This is a genomic window from Demequina sp., assembly GCF_016278775.1.
Classification (GTDB): Bacteria; Actinomycetota; Actinomycetes; order Actinomycetales; family Demequinaceae; genus Demequina.
In genome coordinates, this window is sequence record NZ_JADQBF010000007.1 from 16,052 (window position 1) to 39,320 (window position 23,269).

A 23,269-nucleotide genomic window follows, 5' to 3' on the forward strand; every position below is an offset into this window, starting at 1 on the left:
GCCACCTGAGAGGTGACCCGGCCCTCGCGCTGCCAGTTCCGAAAAGCTGAGCGTGAAGCGCCTAGCGCTCGCGCGTTCCTGCGATGAACTCCTCGAGGTGCGTGCGGCCCAGGGTGTCCTCTGTCTGCACGGGCGGGGACTTCATGAAGTAGGTCGCGGCTGACAGGATCGGGCCGCCGATGCCGCGGTCCTTGGCGATCTTGGCGCAACGCATCGCGTCGATGATGATGCCTGCCGAGTTGGGCGAATCCCACACCTCGAGCTTGTACTCAAGGCTGAGGGGAACCTCACCAAAGGCCGAGCCCTCGAGGCGCACGTACGCCCACTTGCGGTCGTCGAGCCACGCGACGTAGTCGGACGGGCCGATGTGCACGTTGCGCGAGTTCTTGAGGCCGGCCAAAGGTCCGGTGTCGATGTTCGACGTGACGGCCTGGGTCTTGGAGACCTTCTTGGATTCGAGGCGGTCGCGCTCCAGCATGTTCTTGAAGTCCATGTTTCCACCGACGTTGAGCTGGTAGGTGCGGTCCAGGCGCACCCCGCGGTCCTCGAACAGGCGAGCCAGCACGCGGTGCGTGATGGTGGCACCCACCTGGGACTTGATGTCGTCGCCGACGATCGGCACGCCAGCATCCTCAAACTTCTTGGCCCACACGGGGTCGGAGGCGATGAACACCGGCAGCGCGTTGACGAACGCCACGTTGGCGTCGATGGCGCACTGGGCGTAGAACTTGGCGGCCTCCTCCGAGCCGACGGGCAGGTAGCAGATCAGCACGTCGGCCTCGGTGTCCTTGAGGACCTTCACGATGTCGACGGGAGCGTCGTCTGACTCGACGATCATCTCCCTGTAGTACTTGCCCAGGCCATCGAAGGTGTGACCACGCTGGACGTGGACGTCCTTCTTCGGGACGTCACAAATCTTGATGGTGTTGTTCTCGGAGGACTGGGTTGCCTCGACCAGTTCCTTGCCCACCTTGAGTGAGTCGACGTCGAACGCCGCCACAAACTCGATGTCGGAGATGTGGTAGTCCCCGAGTTGGACGTGCATGAGGCCGGGAACGGTGTCCCCCGCCTTGGCGTCCTTGTAATACTCGACGCCCTGAATGAGGGACGTCGCGCAGTTACCCACGCCCACGATGGCAGCGCGCAACTTGGCCATTTTTATCTCCTTGTCTAGCCCGCTGATGCGGGGTCGTCCTTGCCGCGAGTCGCGGATCGTTCGTTTTCAATGAGTTGGTCGAGCCACTCGACCTCACGCTCGACCCGTTCCAGCCCGTGCCTTTGCAGCTCGGCGGTGTAGCGGTCGTGGCGTTCGCGCATGGCCTTGAGGCCCTGCGAAATCTCTTCCAGTCGTTCGGACAGGCGGCCGCGGCGTCCTTCGAGGATGCGCAGCCTGGTGGCCGAGTCGGTCTTGTCGAACATGGCGAAGCGCACGTCAAAGGCGTCGTCGTCCCACGACGATGCCCCGGACGACGCGAGCTCCTCGGCCAATTGCGTGGTGCCGGCGTCGGTGAGCCGGTAGGCGATGCGGGAACGGCGGTTGGTCGACGGGTCGGGGCCTTGGTCGTCCACGGTGATGAGCCCTTCGGTCACCATCCGCTTGAGAGCCGGGTAGAGACTGCCGTAGCTGAGAGCACGGAACGGTCCCAGCGAGGCGCCAAGGCGTTTGCGAATCTCGTAGCCGTGAAGCGGCTTTTCTGCGAGGGTTCCCAGAATGGCGAGCGTGAGCACGTCGGTGCGTCGCATTGCCATCCTCTCGTGAGCCCCTCACCGTGGCGCGGCCTCAGGCGGATCTCCACCTCGGCTTCATCACACGGTGCCGTTGACGTAGCGCTGTGCCGATGCATCGGCGCGTTGTCACTGCCAGTTATATCGCGCCGATACATCGAGCGCAAGTCCGGGGTCCGCTCGCGAGTCCGCTGACTCGGCCGACTCGGTCGCGCGTCTGGTAGCGTCATGCCAGGCAACTTGGGGGATGGATGAACGACGCAACCGGCCAATCCGCGCCACCAGACAGTGAGGCCACTGCGGATGACCCGTCGTCACAGGAAGCGACGTGGCGAGCGAGGGCGCTGAGCACGGTGCGGGCGCGCGCCGTCCCCTGGGATCGTTCCGGCGAGGCCTTGCTTTTCACCGTGGCGGCCGTGGTGATTGGTGCCTTCGCCATCAGGAGCGCCTACAGGTTCGAGCATTTCACCCACCAGTGGGCCAACACCGCGGTGATCTGGGTGGCCGCCTTGTGCGCGTTGGCGGGTGCACGCCGGGCGCTCGCCGTTGCCGTCCTGCGCCCCACCCTGGAGACGCTGAGCGTCGCGGGGGTGACGGCGGTGGTCTTGGCCATCACTGGCTCAGCCGCGGTGTGGCAGACCGACCAAAGCACCACGGTGCCCGTGTACACCGAGGAGTCCCCGGCGACGTATGGCGACTCGGTCTACCTGTTTCTCAAGGGCGACTCCCAGGGTGCCGTGTCGCGAGTCGAGGCACACGGCGTGGTCGAGCTGGAGTTTGGGAAGCGCGCGATCCCCGACAGCGGGGAGGTTCCGACCGGCCGGTGCTGGGAAGTCTTGACGACCACGAACACCGTCGCGGCCGCCGAGACCTGGCCGTGGCAGGACAGGTTGCGTTCGCCTGGGCGCGTGCAGCGAATCTCGACCGTCGAAGTGAAGGAGGTGGGCGGCGATTGGACAGAGGTCAACTGGCGTATCACCGACCTCCAGTACTGCCTGACGGACCTTGAGCAGGTGATGTTCTCCTCCGAGGAGACCGAATTGGGCTCGCAAACCCGCCACCGCATCGTGGTGTCCACCGCGAGCGGCCCCCCAGTGGCATTGAGGCTGACCGACTCGAAGGGCGTCGCGGCGGTGATCAACCTTCAAGACCCCGGCACCGAGTGCGCCACGTACGAGCATCTGTCCGGCTGGGAGAAGCCGGACGATGAGCAACCCTGCGATCGCATTCACGACCTGGAGGATCAGTACAACTTCAACGCAGGGGAAGCGATCACTCAGGAGTGACCACTCCACTCGTCCCCCGGCCGCTACGCTTGCCGCAACGTACCTCACATGGGGGCGCGATCAGGCGCAATGGGGGGACCATGTTGATCTTCTTTGGGTGGGGCAAGAACGTCGACGAGGTGCCTCTAGACCCCGGCACTCGGCTGCTGATGATTTCCGAGTACTTCCACGTGTTCTGGTTTCTCACGGCGACGTGGGGCCGCCAGTTCCAGTTGGCGACTTGGACCGAGCACGGATGGGCCGTTCGCCCCATCTCGACAGAGGACGCCGACGCCCTGTGTGGGGGAGCGGCCCCGGACATCTCCCTGTGGAAGCGGTTCTCGTTGATGGGCGCGGTCGCGTTCTTCGTGATGATGGTCGCACTGGTTCTTGCGTATAGCTTGGCGACCGAGCGCTGATCCCCTCAGCCGTCGTGACAAGAACGTCACCGTAACGTCGCCCACCTGTGGCCGTGGGAACCGGGCGGGAGGGCCCCCCGTTCGTACACTGACATGGTGAGTGAAAACGGCCGACAGCCGCACAGGAGAAGTACCCGACCCGCCGCTGGCGCCTCGGGGACCCAGCCGACGCGACGGTCGACCAAGCCACCCAGCGTCCAGCCGAGGTCGGGCGCTCACAGGACCTCCGTGAGGAACTCCAGTTCCACGATCCGCACAGGCGCGAACCGTGGCGGCACCGGCGGCGGCAATGGAGGCGGCAAGGGCGGCAACGGCAACGACCCGCACTTGGACAAGAACGGCGAGCCTATCCCTCAGTGGAAGTACTGGTTGCGCCGCATCGGATTCGGTGCGCTCATCGCGGGCCTCGCGACCGTACTGATTGGCTTCATCGCGCTCTTTGCGCGATACCAGAGCCTCGACGTGCCGGAGGCGCACGAAGTCGCGCTGATCCAGTCCTCCACCGTCTTCTACGCCGACGGCACCACGGTGATGGGGCGGCTTGGTGAGGCCGACCGCACCATCGTGAGCATCGACTCCCTTGAGCCCTACGTGTACAACGCCTTCGTGGCCGCTGAGGACCGATCGTTCTACCAGAACCCTGGCGTCGACGCCGGGGGCACCGCACGCGCGCTGTTCAAGTCCCTCGTGCTCGGGCAGAAGCAGGGTGGATCCACGATCACCCAGCAGTACGTGGAGCGCTATTACGTGGGAGAGACCACCACGGACATCAAGGGCAAGATCGACGAGGCCTTGCTGGCGCTCAAGATCGACACCCAGCAAGACAAGAAAGAGATCCTGGGCAACTACATCAACACCGTCTACTTTGGTCGCGGCGCCTACGGGATCGAGGCGGCGGCGCGCAAGTACTACGGCAAGCACGCGTCCGAGCTGACTGCCTCCGAGGCCGCCTTGTTGGCCGGACTTCTGCCGGCCCCTTCGCGCTGGGACCCGCGCCTCGATCCGGACCAGGCCGAGTTCCGGTGGAACTACGTGCTGGACGGCATGGTCGAGTTGGGCGAGATCACCGACGCGGAGCGTCAGCGCATGACGTTCCCTGAGACGATCGAGTACAACAACTCCGACGTCTACGGGGGTACCAAGGGCTACCTGCTGCGCTCCGCCATCGCCGAGGTCGAGGAACGCACGGGGATCACCCAGGAGGAGGTCGAGACCCAGGGCCTCAACATCGTCACCACGATCGACCCGGCCGCGCAGCAAGCGATCGAGGCGGCCGTGGCTCAGATGCCAGAGGACGCAGCTCCCAACTTACGGGTCGCCGCCGTCACGATGAATCCAGAGACGGGCGCCGTGACCGGCATGTACGGCGGCGCCGACTATCTCGAGATTCAGCGCAACGCCGTCACCCAAGACATTGCCCAAGCTGGCTCGACGTTCAAGCCGTTCGCGCTCGTGGCCGCTCTTGAGAACGACATCTCGCTCGATTCCGTCTACAACGGGTCCAGTAACAAGACGGTGCCAGGCTTTGACAGCCCCGTTCGCAACTTCGCAGGCGTGAACTTCGGCGACATCGACCTGGTGCAGGCCACCGCGAGCTCGGTGAACACCGTGTACACGCAGCTCAACATGGAAGTCGGTCCCGACAAGACCCGTGATGTCGCCATCAGGGCAGGGATTCCGGAAAACACCGCAGGCCTGGAGGCCAACCCGTCCAACGTGCTCGGCTCTGCGTCGCCGCGCGCAATCGACCTGGCGTCCGCGTACTCGACGTTCGCGACAGGGGGCCAGCGCACCGAGCCGTACATGGTGGCGCAAGTCACGCTGGCCAATGGCGATCTCTTCTACCAGTACGAGCCCCAGCAGGAGCGCGTCTTCGACCCAGACGTCATGGCCGACGCCACGTATGCCATGCAGCAGGTGGTCAACTACAACTCGGGGTCTGGCCACTTCGCCTCCGAGCTTGGCCGGCCAGTCGCGGGCAAGACGGGCACGTCCAGCGACAACCGCTCCGCCTGGTTCGTGGGCTTCACTCCGCAGCAGGTGGGCGTGGTCGGCATGTATCAGGTGGGCCCCAACGGCGAGGAGGAACAGATCACGCCATTTGGCGGCTTCAGCGAGATCACCGGCGGCTCGATGCCAGTGCGCATCTGGACGTGGATGATGGGCCCGATCCTGCAGGATGCTCCCGTGGTGGAATTTCCGCCGCGCGCTGGCGTCGGTACGGCCAACACACCCGAACCAAGCCCCACGCCAACGCCGACGCCGTCCCCGACTCCGTCGCCAACGCCGACTCCGACGCCCACGCCGACGCCAAGCCCGCAGCCCACGCCCACCCCACCGCCGACGCCCAGCGCCGGCCCGGTCGCTGACCTCCTTCCATGACGCACCAGTCGGGCGACGTCGCGCGCCATTTGGCGGACGTGACAGGGACGCGGGCCCAGGATTGGTTTCCTGTGTTCAAGGCGCGCTACGGCATGTTGGAAGCCTTCGCCGCCCTGGCGGCAACAGGCACGGAGCGCGCGGTCGTCACACAGTTCTTGACGTGTGCGACGGCGGTGGATCCGATCCTCGTGGCAGGCATGACGCCCACTTACGCCGAGGTGTCGCCGGCCACCTTGTCGCTTGACCCGGATGCGCTCGAACTAGGGAGCGATACGGCGGCTGTCGTCATCCAGCACACCTTTGGCATTGTCGACCAGTCCGCAGCCAGGCGTCTTGCGGAGTCCGCGAGGAGCGTCGGCGCGCTCGTGTGTGAGGACAGCGCCCACTGTGTGGGCCGCATGGCGATCTGGCCAGACGGAACCCCCCTCGCCGACGTGTCCTTCCACTCCTTCGGGGCGGAGAAGATGCTGCCGACCAAGTTTGGCGGTGCCGTGTGGGTGAGCCCCGCGATGGCCGACCGTGAACTGCGCGCAGCGATCGTGGATCGCCTGCTCGCGCTCAAGAACCCTAGTCCTCGCCTGGCGCTCGCGGCCCGCACGTACCGCTATCAACTCGCGGTGCTCAACCGCTTGCCCAGGGGCCTCAGCAGGCGACTTCGCGCGCTGCTCACTGCCACGAGCGTCCTCGCGCCACCGGTGGCGCCCGCCGAGAGGGAGGGGCGCCTGGCCCACGCGCCCGTGGCGGCGAGCGATTGGGTGGCTCACGGCATGGCCTCGGCCATGCTGACGCTGCCCCGGGTGGAGAGCGGGCGCGCCCGTGCCGTGGCGGCCTACGTTGAGGAGTTGGGCGATCGCGTCGAGGTTCCGGCAGGCATCACGGCGGGCCAGCCGTTGGTGCGGTTTCCGTTCCTTGCGCCGCCCGACGTTGACGCCGACGCCGTGGTCGCGCGCCTGCGCGAGCAGGGGGTTGTCGCTGGCGATTGGTACCGTCCCGGGCTGTACCCCGGCGCGGTGGACCCCGAGGTCTATGGGTATCGCCCCGGCGACAACGCCCAGCCAGTGACGGAGGACGTCATCGCGCGCCTTGTGAACCTGCCCACGAATGTGGAGCCTGAGCGCGCCCGCCAGATCGCACGTCAGGCGCTCGCGGTCATCGATTCATGCCGCGTCGGGCGTGCGTGATGGTGCTCAGCACGTGGCGCAGGTCGACCCGCAACACGGTGATCAGCCGCTTGAGGCTCATGTCCGGCCGATACCACAGCGTGTGCTTGGAGCCCCGGCGTTTCGCTGCCCGCACCCGCGAGCGCAGTCCCCGCGGCGCGTAGATCACCGCGAGCGGGTACGGCAGGTTGAGCAACAGGCGTTCCTGCGTGGTCGCCTCATACGCTGTTGGGGTTCCGTAGACCCAATCGTTCACCATGCGCGCGGGGATGTTCCCACCAGCCGCCATCGCGTAGTAGGAGATCGCCCCCTGGCGCAGGTTGAGCTCGAGGACTTTGCTCCTGCCGTCACGGCGGTCATGCATCACGTCGAAGTTGGCGCTCCCGGTGTAGCCCACCGCGTTGAGGAGCGTGCCGAGCGAGGCTGCCAGACCCGGATCGTCGACCGTCAGGATGGCGTCGTAGTTGCCCACCATGACCGGATCGCGGTCCGCAAGTACCACTTGACCCACGGATACAAACGTGAGTTGGCCATTCCTGTCTGAGTACGTGTTGGCCACGCGCATCACCGACTCGTCACCCTCGATGTACTCCTGAACGATGAGGTCGTCGTCGTAGCCGGCCGCGAAAATCCGCTCGGCGACCTCGCGCACGGACGCGGGATCGTCTAGCAGGTAAATCTTCTGCTTGCCCGGAAAGCTGCGGCGCTGGTAAACGTCCGTGTTGGACGGCTTGAGGATGACGGGGTACGAGAACGGCAGGCCCTCTCCCACGCCCGAGTCGCGGCGCACATCGGGGGTAAGGACCACGGTGCGTGGATGGGGCACCCCGACCTCTTCGCACGTGGCGTAGAAGTCTGTCTTGTTGATGAGCCGGTCAGCGAGCGCGCGGTCGACCAGCGGGACCACAAAGCGCTCGCCGAGGCGCTCCCGATAGTCGATGAGCACATTGACGTAGTACTCGATGGTCCCGATGAGCAGCAGGGCACGATCGGGAAACTCGTCGGCCAACGCCAGCAGTTCTGCCACGATGTGCTCGGGCTTGTCCAGCTCGCGCGACGCCCGCACGTCCACGATGCGGGAGTGTGACGTCTCCCTGAGGGCAACCCTGCCGAGCGCCAGACTCCGCACGCCGAACTCCTCGTGGAGGCTGCGAGCGATGTTGTAGGCACCCAAGCCCGTGCCCAGCAGGATGGGGACGAACTCGTCATTGCCGTACGTCATCGTCGTCCTGTCAGCAGTCGTTTGGCGCGCAGGAGTCCCACGAGCAGCGCGTACGTGCTCCGCTTGGCTGGCACGTCCCAGGCCGGATCGACGGCGCTTTCCGCGCCCCACTTTCGTTTGAAAAGGCCGACGCTGGCGAGGCTCGGCGCCAGGTCGGAGTCGACGCCGCCCATGTCGAAGGTGCGCACTGACTTGGAGCGGAGGATCGCCAGCACGTCCCACAGCAGCCGCACGGTCGCGTCGAGTTCGCGCGCCTCCTGGCTTGCCCCCGCGTACACGTAGTGCGCCGCGCCCTCGTAGTCGGTCACGATGGCCCACGCGATGGCCCTGCCGCGCGGGTCCTCCGCGCTCGTGTGTCTCGCCACGAAGACGCGGGCGTGGGGCTGCAGGGCATCGACCATGGCGCGGTACACCTCGGCATCGAAGATGCCGAACCCGTCGCGCTCGGCGGTTTCTTGGTAAATCTCGTGCAGCTCGGTGAAGTCGGCGGCAGCGGCCTCGGTCTCGTCGGCGACCACGACGTCGTCGTGCTTGAGCGCCTGGCGGACGGTGTAGCGAAACTTCTTGGACAGCGATGCCAGGTATTCGTCGGCGGGCCGCTGCACATCGATGACGACGGTGCGGTCGTAGGTCACGGACTGCAGCAGCGGGCGCAGGTCTGGCGCGCGGTGGCGGGCGTGCAAGCGCATGAATACGACGTCGGTCCATTCCTCCTTGGAATAGCGGATGAGCGCATCGCGGACTGCGAACTCGGCGTCGGGCGTGGGCTCGACGAGCATGAGGGGAGCGTGACGCGCCCACACGTAGGGGAACCCGCGCAGCGAGTAAGCGCTCAGACTGATGAGCGCGACGGGTGCGCCGCCGTCGGGCCCGACGGCGAGGCGCGCGAGATGACTGCGCCCCTCGGTGGCCGCATCGAAGCGATCCCATACCGGAGCCTGCTCAAGCGGAACCTGCACCCCCGCGGCTGCGGCCGCTGCGAGAAAGACTTCATCGCCAACCGGCCACGCCACCCATTCGTCGCCGCTTTTCATGGCACCGAGCCTAATGGCATTGCTCGGCGCGTCGCGCTGCCGAGGGCGCGATCGCGTTCATCGGGACAGTCGGCATTGCCTATCGCGAGGCGTCGTGACAGTCCGTCTAGTCCGTCTGGTCTGACCTCATCGCACTGATCGCCGCCCTCGCCAAGCACGACGATGCGTCGAGCAAGGGGATGCCATGCAGTTCACTCACCCCGGCGAGCGCTGTCGACAGGTCCGTGCAGGCCACGATGATTCCGTCGACATTGCTTGCCGGATAGTTCTCGGTCTCCTTGGCGACAATCTCCTTGGCCTCGTTCATGCGACCAGCCTTGGCAACGCGGATTGCATTCATCACGGCAGCCTCGGCGTGGCTGGATTGCGCCCTCGAGATGCTGACGCCCGCCGCGTCAATGTAGTCGAAATAGATACCTGAGCGGATTGTCCCCGCCGTCCCGAGGAGCGCCACGTTTCGCCAGGACGGCCTCGCTGAGAGTTCCTCCGCCACGGAGTGTGCGATGTGCAGGATTGGCGTGGGAGACGTCGCCTGGAGTTCAGCATGCCAGTAGTGCGCCGTATTGCAGGGGATTGCGATCACCGAGCACCCGGCGTCACTGAGGAAACTCACGCCACGCTCAAGCCAGGGCAAGGGGCTGGGACCGTCACCCAGGATCGCATCGGAGCGGTCTGGAGTGGTGGGGTCGGAGTACACCAGGGTGCGCACGTGCTCCTGATCCCGACTCGCGCCAGTCAGGGCGGCCAAGCGCCCAAGAAAATCGTTCGTTGCGTCTGGCCCCATGCCTCCCAGCACGCCAAGCGTTGACTCCGGAACTTCCCTTATCACCCGATCAGCCTAGCGGAGCACAAGGTCTGGCAAACCGTGGAGTGAGAAGGCATGCAAGGCCTTTCACAAGCGAGGGTGCGCTGAGGGGGTGCGAGTGGGTGGGGCGTGGGCCGACGCCATGAGTCCCTCGTCGGGATCCGGCCGTCCACAGCGTCTCGCGCCGGGAGCCCCCACCCTGTACTCTTGCTGGGTGGTCGCGTCGGCTCCCGCCGTCCCGGCCACTGCTAGCGTCACCCTCCTGCTACGGAACGTCCGTAGCCGTTTTAGTCCAGAGGAGGTGGGTTCTTACATGCGCCAGTACGAAATGATGGTCATCCTTGACCCCGAGGTCGATGAGCGTACGGTCCAGCCGTCGCTTGAGAAGTACCTCGCCGTGGTCACCAAAGACAAGGGCACCGTCGATAACCTCGATGTATGGGGCCGCCGCCGTTTGGCCTTCCCCATCAAGAAGAAGAGCGATGGCGTCTACGCGGTCATCAACTTCACCGCGGAGTCCGCGACGGCAAAGGAGCTTGAGCGCCAGCTTGGTCTGAACGAGACCATCCTGCGTCTGAAGCTGCTGCGTCCCGACGCCCACTAGCACCGGCAACTCCACGAGACGACAGGGATAAGACATGGCAGGCGACACTCAGATCACCGTGGTGGGAAACCTCACTGGCGACCCCGAACTGCGATTCATTCAGTCAGGGGCAGCCGTGGTGAACTTCACGGTCGCGTCCACCCCCCGCACGTTCGACCGTCAGTCGAACGAGTGGAAGGACGGGGACACCCTGTTCATGCGTTGCTCGCTGTGGCGCGAGGCCGCTGAGAATGTGGCCGAGTCGCTCACCAAGGGCATGCGGGTCGTTGCGACCGGCAGGCTCGTGGCGCGCTCGTGGGAAGCCAATGGCGAAAAGCGCACCGTGATGGAGATGCAGGTCGACGAGGTCGGCCCGTCCCTCCGCTACGCCACTGCCAAGGTCACGCGCACTCCGCGTGGCGGCGGTCAGGGCGGCGGCGGCTTCAGCGGCGGCGGTCAGGGCGGCGGATCATCCAACGCCCCCGCCGGTGGTGCGGACAACGACCCGTGGGCATCGGCTCCGTCCTCTGACGAGCCGCCGTTCTAAACGCGACGACGAGTCGCCCCACTTCTTGATGTAAGGAAAGACAAGCATGGCAAAGATCGATACGCGCAAGCCGCGCAAGAAGGTCAACCCGCTCAAGGCCGCCAAGGTCAAGACGATCGACTACAAGGACACTGCGCTGCTGCGCAAGTTCATCTCCGACCGTGGCAAGATCCGTTCGCGCCGCGTCACGGGTGTCACCGTTCAGGAGCAGCGTCAGATCGCCCGCGCCATCAAGGTTGCGCGCGAGCTCGCACTGCTTCCCTACGCCGGCTCCGGCCGTTAAGGGGAACTGACATGGCAAAGGTTATTCTCACGCACGAGGTCACTGGCCTCGGCACCGCCGGAGACGTCGTCGAGGTCAAGGACGGCTACGCCACTAACTTCTTGGTTCCCCGCAAGCTGGCCACCCCGTGGTCGGCCGGTGCCGAGAAGTCGATCGACTCGATGCGCAAGGCGCGCCGCGGTCGTGAACTGGCGAGCATCGAAGAGGCCCAGGCAGCGCGTGACTCGCTGCAGTCGAGCCCGGTCACGGTGCAGGCGAACGCTGGCGAGTCCGGCCGCCTGTTCGGCGCGATCACCACGTCCGAGATCGCGGACGCCATTGGCAACCGCGCCAAGGTGGACAAGCGTCGCATTCAGATCGGACAGCCGATCAAGGCGCTCGGTGATTACCAGGTCAAGGTGTCGCTGCACGATGGCGTCGTCGCGACGGTAGACGTCAAGGTGGTTGCTGCCTCCTAAAGGAGACTCGACACGCCCCGGGAGTCCCCGTATCTCGCCTTGGCGGGAGCGGACTCTCGGGGCTTTGTCGTCCGCGCTGGCGATGCGCGCGACACGCCGAGACGCGACACGCCGACGATTTCTCCCCGGGGTTTTCCCCATGCTGTGCCCTCTCAAAGTCCCTGGTAAACATGTCCCTATTGATGCTGAGCCAAAACAACTCACAGGCTCATCCACAGGAAGCGCCGAACTGTCCCCACCCGCGCCAGCGTGTGTCCACCGCCGTCCACCGGCCGTCCACCGATGGGCGGTTTGTGGAGCGACCTGCCACTTCACTACGGTGACGTGTCACACCCCGGTGGCAGGCTCGCCTCACCACCGACTTGGGTCTCAAGGAAAACGAATGGAGGCGACGCGCGCGTGTCAGTAGATGAGCTCGAGGCCTCCTACACGCAACGCGGCCTCGAGAGGACTCCGCCGCAGAACCTCGACGCAGAGCAGTCGGTGTTGGGCGCCATGATGCTGTCCAAGGACGCCATGGCCGACGTCATCGAGTCGGTGCGGGCCGACGACTTCTACAAGCCTGCCCACGAGACCATCTTTGATACCGCCATCACGCTGTACAACTCGGGCGATCCAGTGGACGCCCTCACCGTGGGCGCCGAACTCCAGCGATCGGGTGAGCTGGCCCGCGTCGGCGGTGCCGAGTACCTCCACACCCTCATCTCGATCGTGCCCTCCGCCGCGTCGGCCGGCTACTACGCCCGCCTGGTGCGCGAGCAGTCGATTCTGCGCCGCCTGGTCGAGGCCGGCACCCGCATCGCCAACATGGGTTACGACGCCGACGGCGCCCAAGTTGATGACGTGGTCGACAGCGCGCAGGCCGAGGTGTTCGCGGTCACCGAGAGGCGCAACTCCGAGGACTACCTGCCCATCGGCGAGGTGATGGAGCACACGCTAGAAGAGATCGATGCCGCGTCCAGCCGCGACGGGCAGATGCTCGGCATCCCCACCGGGTTCAGGGACCTAGACGAGCTCACCGGCGGCTTCCAGGCAGGGCAGATGATCGTGATCGCCGCCCGTCCGGCCATCGGTAAGTCGACTCTTGGCCTGGACATCGCGCGCGCCGCCTCGATTGGTGCAGGTAAGGCATCCGTGCTCTTCTCGCTCGAGATGAGCCGCGAAGAGATCACCAAGCGCATGCTCTCTGCCGAGTCCAAGGTGAAGCTCACGCAACTCACCAAGGGTCCCATGAACCCCAATGACTGGGAGCGGCTCGCCAGCACGGCGGCCCGCGTCGCGAAGGCTCCCATGTTCATCGACGACAGCCCCAACATGTCGCTCATGGAGATTCGTGCCAAGTGCCGCCGCCTCAAGCAGCAGCACAACCTCGGCCTCGTGGTGGTCGACTACCTCCAGCTGATGTCCTCGGGCCGCAAGGTCGAGTCACGTCAGCAAGAGGTGTCAGAGTTCTCGCGCGCCCTCAAGTTGCTGGCCAAAGAGATCCAGGTGCCGGTCATCGCGATCTCGCAGCTGAACCGCGGCCCCGAGCAGCGCACAGAGAAGCGGCCGATGCTGTCAGACATGCGCGAGTCCGGCGCGATCGAGCAAGACGCCGACATCGTCATCCTGTTGCACCGTGAGGACGCGTACGACTACGAGAACCGCCCGGGCGAGGCCGACTTCATCGTCGCCAAGCATCGCGGTGGGCCCACCAAGACCATCTCGGTCGCGTTCAAGAAGGACTACGCGCACTTCGCCGACATGGCCCCCGACCTGTAGCCCTCGTCGGGAACGCCAAGGCTCAGGGCCCGACTCAGGCCTTCTCGTCGGGAACGTCGGCAGGCTGGACTGACCACTCGGCTGGCTCGTCGTCCGTCTCGTCGTCGTCCGCTTTGGTCACGTGAACCTTGCCGGGTGCGTGGTGTTGGGGCGCGTAGATCGTGTACACCTGCATCGGCTCGTCACCGATGTTGGTGATGTTGTGCCAGCTGCCCGCCGGAACGAGCACGCACCAGCCGTCGGAGACCTCCTGGTCAAAGCTGAGGTCGTCCTCGCTAGGCCCCATCTGTGCCCGACCGCGTCCGCCGTCGAGCCGGATGAACTGGTCGGTCTCCGGGTGGGCCTCGAGCCCGATGTCCTCGCCCACGGGAATCGACATGAGGGTCACCTGCAGGTACTTCCCACTCCACGCGACGGTGCGATAGTTCGGGTTCTCGAGGGTCTCCGTCTCCAGATCGAAAGACTGAGGGCTCGGACCGATGTCCTTGATGCTCATGAAATGGCCTCCTAGCAGTTGCTTCAATGAACGTAACACCGGCAGCTCTGGGCCGCCTGGGGACCTAGGGCCCCGCGGGAGCGGTGCGCGATCGCCGGCAGCCGACGCGGCGGTGTGACAGTAGGGTCGGGATGTCACTCGCACACACGCCGTCACGGCACCAGGGAGGGCCCGCCACATGGACTCGCGCACGCTCCGCATCGGCATGGCTCAAATGCTCGTGATCCCTGGAGCCCTGGAGGACAACCTCTCGCGGGCGGTCGCGATGATCCACGCCGCGGCTGACGCCCATTGCGAGATCGTGGTACTCCCAGAGTGCCTCGACGTCGGTTGGACGTCGCCCACCGCAGGCGAACTTGCCCAGCCCATTCCTGGGACCGCCTCCGACCGCCTGTGCGAGGCGGCCGCCTCTGCGGGAGTCGTGGTGGTCGCTGGGCTCACGGAGCGCGCTGGCAAGCGACTGTTCAACGCCGCGATTCTGGTGGGCCCAGACGGCGAGATCCTCGCGAAGCATCGGAAGATCCACGAGATGGACTTCGCGCGGGAGATCTACGACGCGGGGACCTCCCTTCACGTGGTCTCGACGGAGCATGGCGTGATCGGGATGAACATCTGCGCGGACAACGCGTACTCATCGTTGGCGTTCGGGAGGGCGCTCGCAGCGATGGGTGCCGACATCCTGCTTTCGCCTTGTGCGTGGGCGGTGCCCGCCGACTTCGACAACACGGTCAGGCCCTACGGCGACGAGTGGGTCACCGCCTACGGCGCCCTCGCGCGGGAGACGGGGATGCCAGTCGTCGGCGTCAGCAACGTCGGCCCCGTGGTGGGCGGCGAGTGGGACGGATGGCGCTGCATCGGGGCTTCGCTTGCGGTGGGCGCTGACGGCGAGGTGGTGGTCCAGGCACCCTTCAGCGACCGTGAGCAAGAGTTGGTGGTCGTGGAGATGGCTGTGGGTCGGCCATAGCCTGTTTGACGCCCCCCCTTGTAATCTGGGCACCACCCCCATGAAGGGAACGTCAATGAAAATGACGCCCATGTCCCGTCCCGCCCGTCTCACCCGCCGCACCGCCGTCGTCGTCGCGGCGCTCGCCGTGGCCGCCTGCGGGTCCCCTGCCACCGAACCGACCGCCGACGTCGAGTGGGCCAACCCCGACGCTCCTGACCTGTTCAAGTTCCAGGCGACCGACCTGGTTTCCGGCGAACAGATCGACGGCACCGACCTGTTGTACAAGGACGTCGTGCTGTGGTTCTGGGCGCCGTGGTGTCCCATCTGCGACGCTGAGGCCGGCGCCTTGGTCAACGCCATGGCCGAGTTCCCCGATGACGTCATCGTGCTGGGCATCGCCGGGCTGGGGGATGTCGCGACGTCGGAGACGTTCATCGACGACCACCCCGGCGTTGAGGGCTTCCCGAATATCTACGACGACGACGGCTCGATCTGGGAGGGCTTCAGGGTCACTGGCCAACCCACCTTGGTGCTCATCAACCAAGACGGCGAGTCACAGTCGTACTCCGGTGGCTACGGCAAGAACGACATCGTCGAGAAGGTGGCGTGGCTGGCGGAGGGCTGAGCCGCCGCCCGCGATGCGCGCCAACCCATCCGGAGGTGCCGACGCTCCGAATGCACTGCGTGCGTTCGACCGCACGCCCATGTCCCCCACGCCCCTTGTGGGCGCGCACCGAAAGGTAGTGCCGAGATGAGTGTTCGCTTCGCCCCCACGTGGGCAGTCGCCGCAAGTGCCGCGGCGCTGGTACTGGCCGGATGCGGCCCCACCGCTCCTGCCACGTCTGACCCGCCGTCGGAACCGGCGATGCAGGAGTCGTCGCCCACGGTGGAGGCCACGCAGGATGCCATGGAGAGCGCCGACGCGATGGCCGAGCAGACGCAGGCCCCAGTGGTCGTCAACGAGAAGCTGCAGTTCACGGCCACGACCGTTTCGGGGGCAGCGTTTGACGGCACGAGCCTGGCTGGCACCGACGCGATCCTGTGGTTCTGGGCGTCGTGGTGCCCGACGTGTCAGGCGGAGGCTCCCGGCGTGGCGGAGGCCGCCGCACAACTGCCCGAGGGCGTGACGATGTACGGCGTGCCGGGCAACTCCGACCAGGCGGGCATGGAGCAGTTTGTCAACGAGTACGGACTAGGAGACGTCGAGCACATCGTCGATGGTGACGGCAGCCTGTGGTCCACCTTTGGGGTGCCGTATCAGCCCGCGTTCGCGCTCATTGATGACACCGGCGAGATCACCGTGATCCAGGGCTCACTCAGCACGGATGGCATCCTCGATGCGGCTAACTCGTTGCTGGAGGGCTGAGGCGCTAGCGAAGCTCGTGCTCGCGGCGCCGCGCATCGCGCCTGGCCAGCACGAACACGACCACCACGGCCGCCACCACGAGCGACACCAGGGTGACCAACACGGGCGTGCCCCAGTCGGTGATGGCACTCGAGATGTCCCCCTGGATCCGGGAGGACCCCAACAGCACCTCATCGAGAGCGCGCACTCCGTAGCGCGGCAGGAGTTCCGCCAGCCCGTACACGATGACCCACAGCCCGGCGAGCACCATGATCACGCCGCCGGCACGCAGGATCGCTCCGGTGCGCTTGCGCAGCGCGCGCCCTACAGCTGCTCCGGCGAACGCGGCCGCGAGCGACACCATCAGCACCGCAGTTCCCATGCCAGCCCCGTAGATGACGAACGGGGCAACCGCGCCGACGGGATTGGAGGCGTCAAGCGACTGGGTGACGACCGCGAAGAACGGCGCGATGGTGCATGACAGCGAGGCAAGCGCAAAGGAGACGCCGTAGAGCACCTGGGACCACGCGTCGGCGCGGGGGGCGTGGCCCGCTACCGACCGGACGCGCAAACCGGGAATCTCGTGACCAAGGGCCATGGCCACGCCAAAGCCGATGAGCACGACACCCAGGGCGACGGTGACATAGGGCAAGTAAGGCAGCACCGATCCCTGCAGGGCCACGTTGACGGCCCCGAACAGCAGCCCAAAGCCCGTGAAGACCGCAACAAAGCCGGCGGTCATTGCCAAGCCGAACACGACGGCCCGCCGCAGCGACTGCGCTCTGGTGAGGCGGTCGTCGGCGCTGCCGGTGACGATCACGGTGATGTAGGCGGGCAGCAGCGCAAAGCCGCATGGGTTGAAGGCGGCCACCGCGCCCAGCAGCAGCGCGAAGGCTGCAGAGGTGCCGTCGATCACTACAGTTCACCCTTCCTTTGCAGGAACCTCATGGCGAAGAATCCCAAAGGTATTCGTGCCCAGTAGCTCAGCAGACGGAAAAGCACCACAACAGATGCGGCAATCTCCTTGGGCAGGCCGGCAGAAATGAGGCCGGCGGTGAGCGCGCCCTCGACGACGCCGAGGCCACCCGGGGTAGGAACGATGGCGCCCGCAGCGTTGCCGAGCAAGAACAGCACGGTCACGTCGATGAGCGGCAAACCCTGACCGAAGGCACGCAGGGTCGCGTCGAAGGCCCCCACGTACGCGACGGTGAGCAACAGGTTGCCGCCAATGCCAAGGGCGAGACGCCACGGCTGGCCCAACACTTGCGCGAGTCGCGGCCACGTCTGACGCATCATGGGTCGCAGGCGGCCCAGCGCCCACGACCGCACGCGCGGCACCACCATGGCCAAGGCGATCACCACAGCGGTGCCCACTACACCGATCAGCACGGAACTGGAAGGGAGCGCGGCCAGGGTGCCCTCTGAACCAGTGATGAGGGAGAGCGTCACCAGACCCACCACCGTCACCACCACGGCGCTGACCTGAACCAAGGCGACCGTCGCCACGGCGAGAGGCGCGGAGACCTTGCGGCGCGTCAGCAGGCGCATGTTGAGTGCGGCTGGGCCGACGCCAGCGGGAGCGGCAAGAGCAAGGTAGGCGGCCGCGACTTGTGCGAGAAGCGCCCTGTTCCATGGGAGCTTGATGGGCGAAAAGGCCATGAGGGCGACGGCGGCCCCGAAGAACGTCGTCATTGACCAGCCAAGCGCGACCAACAGCCACCACGGGTTCGAGTCGCGCAGCACCTCCAGCACTTGCTCCGTGTTGAATGACGCGAACACCAAATAGGCGGCGAAGATGCCAGCCGCGATGGTGAGCACCGTCCGCAGCCCAAAGCGCGCGATCTTCTCTGGTTCCACGTCCGCGTCTGGCAAGCGCTCGACGATCTCCTTGCGCAGCCCGCCCAGGTCGGCGGGAGAGGACTTCAGCGCCAACCGGGTGGAGCGGGGCAAGGCGATCGCCTGCAGCATCGGCGCGAATTGCTCGACGCCCTCGTCGCCAAGTGCCCTGAAGGCGGCGGCGACAGCGCGCTCGGCGCCGACGATGGGGGCCAACAGAGCGACCAATTGCGACCGGTCGATGCGCTTGGCAAGCTCGGAGGTCGCGACCTCACCGAGCTCCCAGCTGGTGAGCCATACGGTAGGGAGGTTGACCAACTCGTCGCGGCCCACCATGACGGTGTCGGCGCTGAGCGAGCGGTGGGAGATTCCCACGTGGTGGGCCTTGAGCACCTGCTCCCAGATGGCGTCGACCGTCTCGTCCGTGACGTCGTCTGGGTCGAGCTCTGACAAGGGTCGGGCGAACAGGGGTCGTTGGTAGACGACGATCATGGTGTCGCGGGCCTGAGACATACCGAGCACGCGAGCCGTGTGCACGCCTGCACCGCGGGCGGCGTGAGACACCAGGGCCGTCGCTTCCGCCGAGTGGCGCAGGGACACGTCCGCGCGGGCATCGATGCCGCGAAGCCTGAGGGAGGACCAGAGCTTGGTGAGGAAGCCAGCCGCATGCTGGTCGGCGTCGAGCGCGACCACAATGAGGTGGTGGTTCTCCACGGTGGTGAGGGCGTACACCCTGCCGTGGCGGGTGCGACCGAGAGCGGTCGACAGTTCGTCGAGCTCTTCGCCAACGAGATCGGTCGTGGGGTCGGCACGCACCAGCCGCTTGGGGGTGAAGCCTGCACGCTCGATGCCCTCCACGAGCGAGTCGCCGTAGGCGCGGTCCGTCGTGGAGCCCAGCGTGTAGCGGAAGCCAAGCCCCGCCAGACGCCCCAACAGCACCGTGACGAGTGCGGCGGGCAACGTGACGATGCCGGAGATGACGGCCACTGCCAGCGCAGCCCAGAGGATGTTCCATGACACGGTGAGGGTGCGCCTGGTCCCTCGCCGTCCCGCGACCGTGAGCAGCGCCGCGACCCCCGCGATGTAGACGGGGAGAGTCACTTGAGCGTCGTCTCCGAACCCGACGGACAGTGACCGCACCACGTCATCGGAGCCGACCGCGCGGGCGACATACACGGCGCCAATGGTGATCGCAAAACCTGCAACGGAAGCGCCGATTGCCTCGAGAATGCGGCGCGGTTCGCGACGCACCGCCAAGTCGATGATCACGGCGGCAGGCAACACCAGCGTGACGATGCCGGAAAACAGGTTGACGGGCGCCACGAGCAGGCGCTGCAGGATGCTGGAGACTTCCTGGACGTCGGTGGTGATGCCTTGAGTGGTGCTTTGCGCATACGCGCCGAGCAGCAGCACCATCACGATGGCGAGCGATACGCCCAACAGGCTGATGAGGTCCGCCATGCGGTGGACGCGCGTCTCTGGGTTGTCAACGATGTGCACGGCGCGCGGCGTGGTTCGCGGGTGCGAGGTCGGGGACCCGCCCGTGCCCTCGCTAGGGGAGGCGCCGCCGGGCGTAGCGGGTGGTGCGTCGGCGGCCATGAAGCGAGTCTAGGGCGGGGCAGCGCTCGTCGGCACTGTGCCTAGGCCCAGTGGCCGAATAGCCCCTCGCTACTGACTCCCCGCGGCACCCACGGCGAGCGTGTCTCCCACCGCCATCGCGCCGCGTGCCGCCACGTCGCAGCACACCCCGAGGTGACCGTCGCGTTGCTCTTCCAAGGGTTCCAACCATGACGCCGCGGTCCCCGAGCCGGACTGTGCCAGGTCGATGGTGCGATGGCGCCTGATGCGTGCGGCCACGTTGAGGTGGACTCCATCCGAGGTGAGGGTCGAGCCGATCCACCCCTCCTCTTCAAAGGGCTCTGACGTCTCGACGACGATATTGATGCGCAGACGCTGCGGGTTGGCATCCACGCCCAGTTCTCGCTCGCACCATTCCAACGTGGCGGTCCCGACGAGCGACACCGCGCCGTCGTCGATGTGGGGGATGTCGGTTTCGTGCGCCACGCGCACGTCGGCCCCCAGGGCGGCCGCGAGTGCCGCGTCCACTGCCGGGTTGCCGGCGTCTCCGATGCGACCGGAGGCGTCGGCAATGACCACCCGTCGACCTTCGGTGCGCGCCTCAAAGGCGAAGACGGCGTCGTATCGCACCAAGCGCTCAGTGTCGTGTCCCGAGGCGAGCCGGTTGGACTCATCCCGCACCGCGAAGATGCGATCCCCCGAGATGCCGCGCGTCACGAGGTGGGCGACGGCAAGAGATTCGCCCCCCATCGACTTCACGGGGTAGCGGTGCAAAGACACAACGCGGTGGGTCATCCTCCCAGCGTACGTGGGTTCTCGTGGTGCAAGCGCGAGACCCCAACGAATCGCGGCCGTCACCTCGTTCTTAGGGTGACAATGATCGTCAAGGGGGTCTGATGGCGCGCTGGGAGCCGATGCTCGAGCAGGTGATGCGCGAGCGCGCGCCGCGCCTGCTGGCATATGCGGCCATGCTCACTGGCGATGACGCCGAGGCCCACGACGTGCTGCAGGACGCCTTGGTCCGCAGCTTCTCCCGCGGGCGACGGTTCGACCACATCAACGCGGCGGAGTCGTATGTGCGTCAGGCGATCGGCAGCGTGGTGATCGACAGATCCCGCAAGCGCAGGCCGGTGCCGCGCGCCCCGGAGGACCACTCGCATCAGCCAGCCCCCGTTGCTGATCGCGACGCCGTCATGGACGTGCGCCGGGCCCTGCGCGAGTTGAGCCCGCGCGAGCGCGCATGCATCGTGCTGCGCTTCTATGACGACCTCACCGTGCCGCAGATCGCCGCCCGGCTGAACCTCGCGGACGGCACCGTCAAGCGGTACCTGTCCGACGCATCGGCCCGGCTGGCCGAGATCTTGGGGACCGACGTCGAGTGGGACGACGGTCCGCACGTGGTGCGCGTGGTCGCGCACGCGGTGAAGGGAAAGAACTGACATGGACGACTTCAGGGACCTCATGACGGCGCAGATGGACGATGCCACGGCGCGTTTTGCAGAGGAGGACTTCGCCGCCCTGTACGGGAGCGGGATCGTGGGCCGGGTGCGCAGGCGTCGGACCGTGCGTGCGGCGAGCGTGGGCGGCGGGACGATGCTCACGGCGGGGGCGCTCGCGCTTGCCGCGACACACCTGCCCATCAACCGTGCGGTCACCCCGGCTGGTAGCGGCGATTGCGCGACGCCGTGGCCGTCGGGCAGTAGCGCCCCGTACGCCCTGACGCACCGCTACGCCGACTACCTTCCAAATGGCGAGGAGGGTCCTTGGACCGTCGTTGATGGCTTCACCGGAGAACCGGTCTTCACTGTGACAGCTCAGGACGCGGGCGAGACCTGGTTGGTCGCGTTTCCTAACGGTGAGACGTCGGTGGTGCCGTATTCGGGCGCCGGCGAGTTCACCGTGGACGTGCCTGGCGGAGAACAGTTCGTCCTGGGGGTGACCGTCAACGATGGTGTGACTGAGATCAAGATCCTCGCACCGGCATCGTCAGGTGAATGCTTCGCACCGAGCTCTCCGTCGACTGCATCTGCTGACCCCACTGAAACGGCATCGACCGCTGCAGAAGACGTCACCAGCCCGTTCCAGTGCGGCTTTGTGATGGACGTCCAAGGCCAGGAGTCAGACGTCCTCCACACCACTGGACTCGAGTGGGTGGAGCCCGCCGACTACGTCGCGTCCCAAGTTGAGATCTGGGGCTCCGCCACCGACTTGCCTCAAGACCTGGGGACTCTTCCCATTCCACTGGTTGATCTGGTGGAGGGGTCGCGGTGGGAAACGTGGGGCGGCGCGGCAGGATTCGGCGACCCTGTTGACGTTGACGTGTCGTCCGGCCCGATGCGGGTCACGGGATTTGGCTTTGTGAAGGTGAACGACGGCGTCGTGGTCGGCATACTCGATCCCGCCACCCAAGAGCTCAATGTCAACCCGTGGTACGACGGCACCACCATCACGGTCGCGCTGCTCAACGCCGAAGAGGCCTTCATGCCATGCCAGGACCAGGGCGCCGGCATGAAGGAAGCCGAAACCTACTTTGTCGCGGGATCGAAGCTCGACGACGCCACGGGTCTACGCAGCGAGGGACCGTACTACGTGTGGCGGCTGCTCGATCAACAGAGACCTGTAGCGCCCTAGACGTTGAGCCAATCGAGCACCGACTGTGGCGCGACCTCTGGCCCCACGAACGCGACCACGTCGATGAGCGAATGTGCCGCGATCATGGGCAGCAGCCTGCCGGTGCGGTGGTAGGCCCACGCGAACACGAGCCCCATGACCACATTGCCCAGAGCCATCGGCCACCCTTGGTAGAGGTGGTAAGTACCGCGCAGCAAGGCCGACGTGATGAGGATGGCGGGAACCGACCACTTCAGGTCGCGCAACCGGGTCACGAGGTAGCCGACCACCAGCACCTCTTCGAGGATGCCCCACGATGCGGCGGACATCAGCAGGATGGTCGCGGCCCACCATTGGTCGGGAAGGCCGGAGGTGTCCACTCGTACGGTCAGATCCATGGCGCGGCCGATCGCGTAGAGGCCCACTCCGGGAAGCCCTATGAGGGCCGCCAATCCTGCACCCATCGCGAGGTCCTTGCCCCAGCGTCGGCCATTGCCGGCCAACCCCAAACGCCGCGCCCAACTGTGGCCGTACAGCGACAGCAGGTAGAGCGCCAGCAGCACGGGAACCAGCCGGAAGCCGATCGCGAGCACCTGGCGGATCAGGTCGATGTACTCGATCTCCGAGCGCGAGGGGTTGACGGACGCGGTTTGCTGGCCGATCGGCGCCTCGGCCTGGTAGCGCTCGATGAGTTCGATGATCGCCCACACCGCCGCTTCGCCGAGGCTGAGCGCGAAGACGATGATGATCTCGGCGCGGATGCGGCGCGGCGTCTCGGTGGGGACTGGGCCGGGGTCGTCGAGCGCGGGGGTGG

The 23,269-nt window shown here is 66.2% G+C and carries 24 protein-coding genes; 14 read left to right on the forward strand and 10 right to left on the reverse strand.

Annotated features, from left to right (window positions below):
* Positions 1-61: 61 nt before the first annotated feature.
* Together QZZ33_RS01485 and QZZ33_RS01490 are read right to left on the reverse strand one after the other, a co-directional pair.
* Positions 62-1,156 carry an inositol-3-phosphate synthase gene (locus QZZ33_RS01485; RefSeq protein WP_291377701.1) on the reverse strand — a complete coding sequence of 365 codons (1,095 nt, stop codon included), beginning with the start codon at positions 1,154-1,156 and terminating at the stop codon, positions 62-64.
* A gap of 14 nt (positions 1,157-1,170) precedes the next feature.
* Positions 1,171-1,743, reverse strand: coding sequence for a PadR family transcriptional regulator (locus QZZ33_RS01490; RefSeq protein ID WP_291377702.1), 573 nt, complete (start codon positions 1,741-1,743; stop codon positions 1,171-1,173).
* A 233-nt stretch (positions 1,744-1,976) separates the two neighbouring features.
* Between QZZ33_RS01490 and QZZ33_RS01495 the strand changes: the two genes are divergently transcribed.
* From QZZ33_RS01495 to QZZ33_RS01510, 4 genes are all read left to right on the forward strand, one after another.
* Positions 1,977-3,011 carry a hypothetical protein gene (locus QZZ33_RS01495; protein ID WP_291377703.1) on the forward strand — a complete coding sequence of 345 codons (1,035 nt, stop codon included), beginning with the start codon at positions 1,977-1,979 and terminating at the stop codon, positions 3,009-3,011.
* A gap of 80 nt (positions 3,012-3,091) precedes the next feature.
* Positions 3,092-3,409, forward strand: a complete 318-nt coding sequence (locus QZZ33_RS01500; RefSeq protein WP_291377704.1) for a hypothetical protein — start codon at positions 3,092-3,094, stop codon at positions 3,407-3,409.
* Positions 3,410-3,637: 228 nt separating this feature from the next.
* On the forward strand, positions 3,638-5,791 hold the full coding sequence (locus tag QZZ33_RS01505) for a transglycosylase domain-containing protein (protein WP_291377705.1): 2,154 nt from the start codon (positions 3,638-3,640) through the stop codon (positions 5,789-5,791).
* Positions 5,788-6,972 carry a DegT/DnrJ/EryC1/StrS family aminotransferase gene (locus tag QZZ33_RS01510; RefSeq protein WP_291377706.1) on the forward strand — a complete coding sequence of 395 codons (1,185 nt, stop codon included), beginning with the start codon at positions 5,788-5,790 and terminating at the stop codon, positions 6,970-6,972. Before QZZ33_RS01505 ends, QZZ33_RS01510 begins: the two co-directional genes overlap by 4 nt.
* Here the strand turns inward: QZZ33_RS01510 and QZZ33_RS01515 are convergent.
* The 3 genes from QZZ33_RS01515 to QZZ33_RS01525 all read right to left on the reverse strand — a co-directional run bounded on the left by QZZ33_RS01515 (position 6,941) and on the right by QZZ33_RS01525 (position 10,036).
* Positions 6,941-8,173 carry a hypothetical protein gene (locus QZZ33_RS01515; protein ID WP_291377707.1) on the reverse strand — a complete coding sequence of 411 codons (1,233 nt, stop codon included), beginning with the start codon at positions 8,171-8,173 and terminating at the stop codon, positions 6,941-6,943. The genes QZZ33_RS01510 and QZZ33_RS01515 overlap by 32 nt on opposite strands.
* Entirely contained in the window at positions 8,170-9,207 is a 1,038-nt protein-coding gene (locus QZZ33_RS01520; RefSeq protein ID WP_291377708.1) for a GNAT family N-acetyltransferase, read from the reverse strand. The genes QZZ33_RS01515 and QZZ33_RS01520 overlap by 4 nt, the downstream gene beginning before the upstream one ends.
* A 106-nt stretch (positions 9,208-9,313) precedes the next feature.
* Complete coding sequence (locus QZZ33_RS01525) at positions 9,314-10,036, reverse strand: amino acid racemase (RefSeq protein ID WP_291377709.1); 723 nt, start codon at positions 10,034-10,036, stop codon at positions 9,314-9,316.
* 289 nt (positions 10,037-10,325) lie between these two features.
* Between QZZ33_RS01525 and rpsF the strand changes: the two genes are divergently transcribed.
* The 5 genes from rpsF (at position 10,326) to dnaB (ending at position 13,644) form a co-directional block, all read left to right on the forward strand.
* Positions 10,326-10,616: a 30S ribosomal protein S6 gene (rpsF, locus tag QZZ33_RS01530; protein ID WP_291377710.1), complete on the forward strand. Its 291-nt coding sequence runs from the start codon at positions 10,326-10,328 to the stop codon at positions 10,614-10,616.
* A gap of 34 nt (positions 10,617-10,650) precedes the next feature.
* A complete protein-coding gene (locus tag QZZ33_RS01535; protein ID WP_291377711.1) occupies positions 10,651-11,142 on the forward strand; it encodes a single-stranded DNA-binding protein in 492 nt (163 codons plus the stop codon).
* A 46-nt stretch (positions 11,143-11,188) separates the two neighbouring features.
* Positions 11,189-11,425, forward strand: coding sequence for a 30S ribosomal protein S18 (gene rpsR / locus QZZ33_RS01540; protein ID WP_226096440.1), 237 nt, complete (start codon positions 11,189-11,191; stop codon positions 11,423-11,425).
* Positions 11,426-11,436: 11 nt separating this feature from the next.
* Positions 11,437-11,883: a 50S ribosomal protein L9 gene (rplI, locus tag QZZ33_RS01545; RefSeq protein ID WP_291377712.1), complete on the forward strand. Its 447-nt coding sequence runs from the start codon at positions 11,437-11,439 to the stop codon at positions 11,881-11,883.
* Positions 11,884-12,282: 399 nt separating this feature from the next.
* Positions 12,283-13,644: a replicative DNA helicase gene (gene dnaB, locus QZZ33_RS01550; RefSeq protein WP_291377713.1), complete on the forward strand. Its 1,362-nt coding sequence runs from the start codon at positions 12,283-12,285 to the stop codon at positions 13,642-13,644.
* 34 nt (positions 13,645-13,678) lie between these two features.
* On the opposite strand, the gene QZZ33_RS01555 is transcribed toward dnaB, so the two are convergent.
* The gene (locus tag QZZ33_RS01555) at positions 13,679-14,140 is read right to left on the reverse strand and encodes a cupin domain-containing protein (RefSeq protein ID WP_291377714.1); all 462 of its coding nucleotides are present in this window, start codon (positions 14,138-14,140) and stop codon (positions 13,679-13,681) included.
* Between the two features lie 178 nt (positions 14,141-14,318).
* Between QZZ33_RS01555 and QZZ33_RS01560 the strand changes: the two genes are divergently transcribed.
* The 3 genes from QZZ33_RS01560 to QZZ33_RS01570 all read left to right on the forward strand — a co-directional run bounded on the left by QZZ33_RS01560 (position 14,319) and on the right by QZZ33_RS01570 (position 16,452).
* Positions 14,319-15,104: a carbon-nitrogen hydrolase family protein gene (locus QZZ33_RS01560; RefSeq protein WP_291377715.1), complete on the forward strand. Its 786-nt coding sequence runs from the start codon at positions 14,319-14,321 to the stop codon at positions 15,102-15,104.
* Positions 15,105-15,174: 70 nt separating this feature from the next.
* The gene (locus QZZ33_RS01565; protein ID WP_291377716.1) at positions 15,175-15,711 is read left to right on the forward strand and encodes a redoxin domain-containing protein; all 537 of its coding nucleotides are present in this window, start codon (positions 15,175-15,177) and stop codon (positions 15,709-15,711) included.
* Positions 15,712-15,837: 126 nt separating this feature from the next.
* Positions 15,838-16,452 carry a redoxin family protein gene (locus tag QZZ33_RS01570; protein ID WP_291377717.1) on the forward strand — a complete coding sequence of 205 codons (615 nt, stop codon included), beginning with the start codon at positions 15,838-15,840 and terminating at the stop codon, positions 16,450-16,452.
* A 4-nt stretch (positions 16,453-16,456) separates the two neighbouring features.
* Here the strand turns inward: QZZ33_RS01570 and QZZ33_RS01575 are convergent, their stop codons facing one another.
* From QZZ33_RS01575 to QZZ33_RS01585, 3 genes are all read right to left on the reverse strand, one after another.
* The gene (locus QZZ33_RS01575; RefSeq protein ID WP_291377718.1) at positions 16,457-17,347 is read right to left on the reverse strand and encodes a cytochrome c biogenesis CcdA family protein; all 891 of its coding nucleotides are present in this window, start codon (positions 17,345-17,347) and stop codon (positions 16,457-16,459) included.
* Entirely contained in the window at positions 17,347-19,866 is a 2,520-nt protein-coding gene (locus tag QZZ33_RS01580) for a lysylphosphatidylglycerol synthase transmembrane domain-containing protein (RefSeq protein ID WP_291377719.1), read from the reverse strand. The genes QZZ33_RS01575 and QZZ33_RS01580 overlap by 1 nt, the downstream gene beginning before the upstream one ends.
* 69 nt (positions 19,867-19,935) lie before the next feature.
* On the reverse strand, positions 19,936-20,640 hold the full coding sequence (locus tag QZZ33_RS01585; RefSeq protein WP_291377720.1) for an MOSC N-terminal beta barrel domain-containing protein: 705 nt from the start codon (positions 20,638-20,640) through the stop codon (positions 19,936-19,938).
* Positions 20,641-20,741: 101 nt separating this feature from the next.
* On the opposite strand from QZZ33_RS01585, the gene QZZ33_RS01590 reads away from it, so the two are divergent.
* Together QZZ33_RS01590 and QZZ33_RS01595 are read left to right on the forward strand one after the other, a co-directional pair.
* Positions 20,742-21,284 (forward strand): sigma-70 family RNA polymerase sigma factor, encoded by a 543-nt coding sequence (locus QZZ33_RS01590; RefSeq protein WP_291377721.1) that lies wholly within the window; start codon positions 20,742-20,744, stop codon positions 21,282-21,284.
* 1 nt (position 21,285) lies between these two features.
* The gene (locus tag QZZ33_RS01595) at positions 21,286-22,476 is read left to right on the forward strand and encodes a hypothetical protein (RefSeq protein WP_291377722.1); all 1,191 of its coding nucleotides are present in this window, start codon (positions 21,286-21,288) and stop codon (positions 22,474-22,476) included.
* On the opposite strand, the gene QZZ33_RS01600 is transcribed toward QZZ33_RS01595, so the two are convergent.
* Positions 22,473-23,269: CPBP family intramembrane glutamic endopeptidase (locus QZZ33_RS01600; protein ID WP_366475386.1), on the reverse strand; the 797-nt coding region annotated here is incomplete at its 5' end. The two genes, QZZ33_RS01595 and QZZ33_RS01600, sit on opposite strands and share 4 nt — an antisense overlap.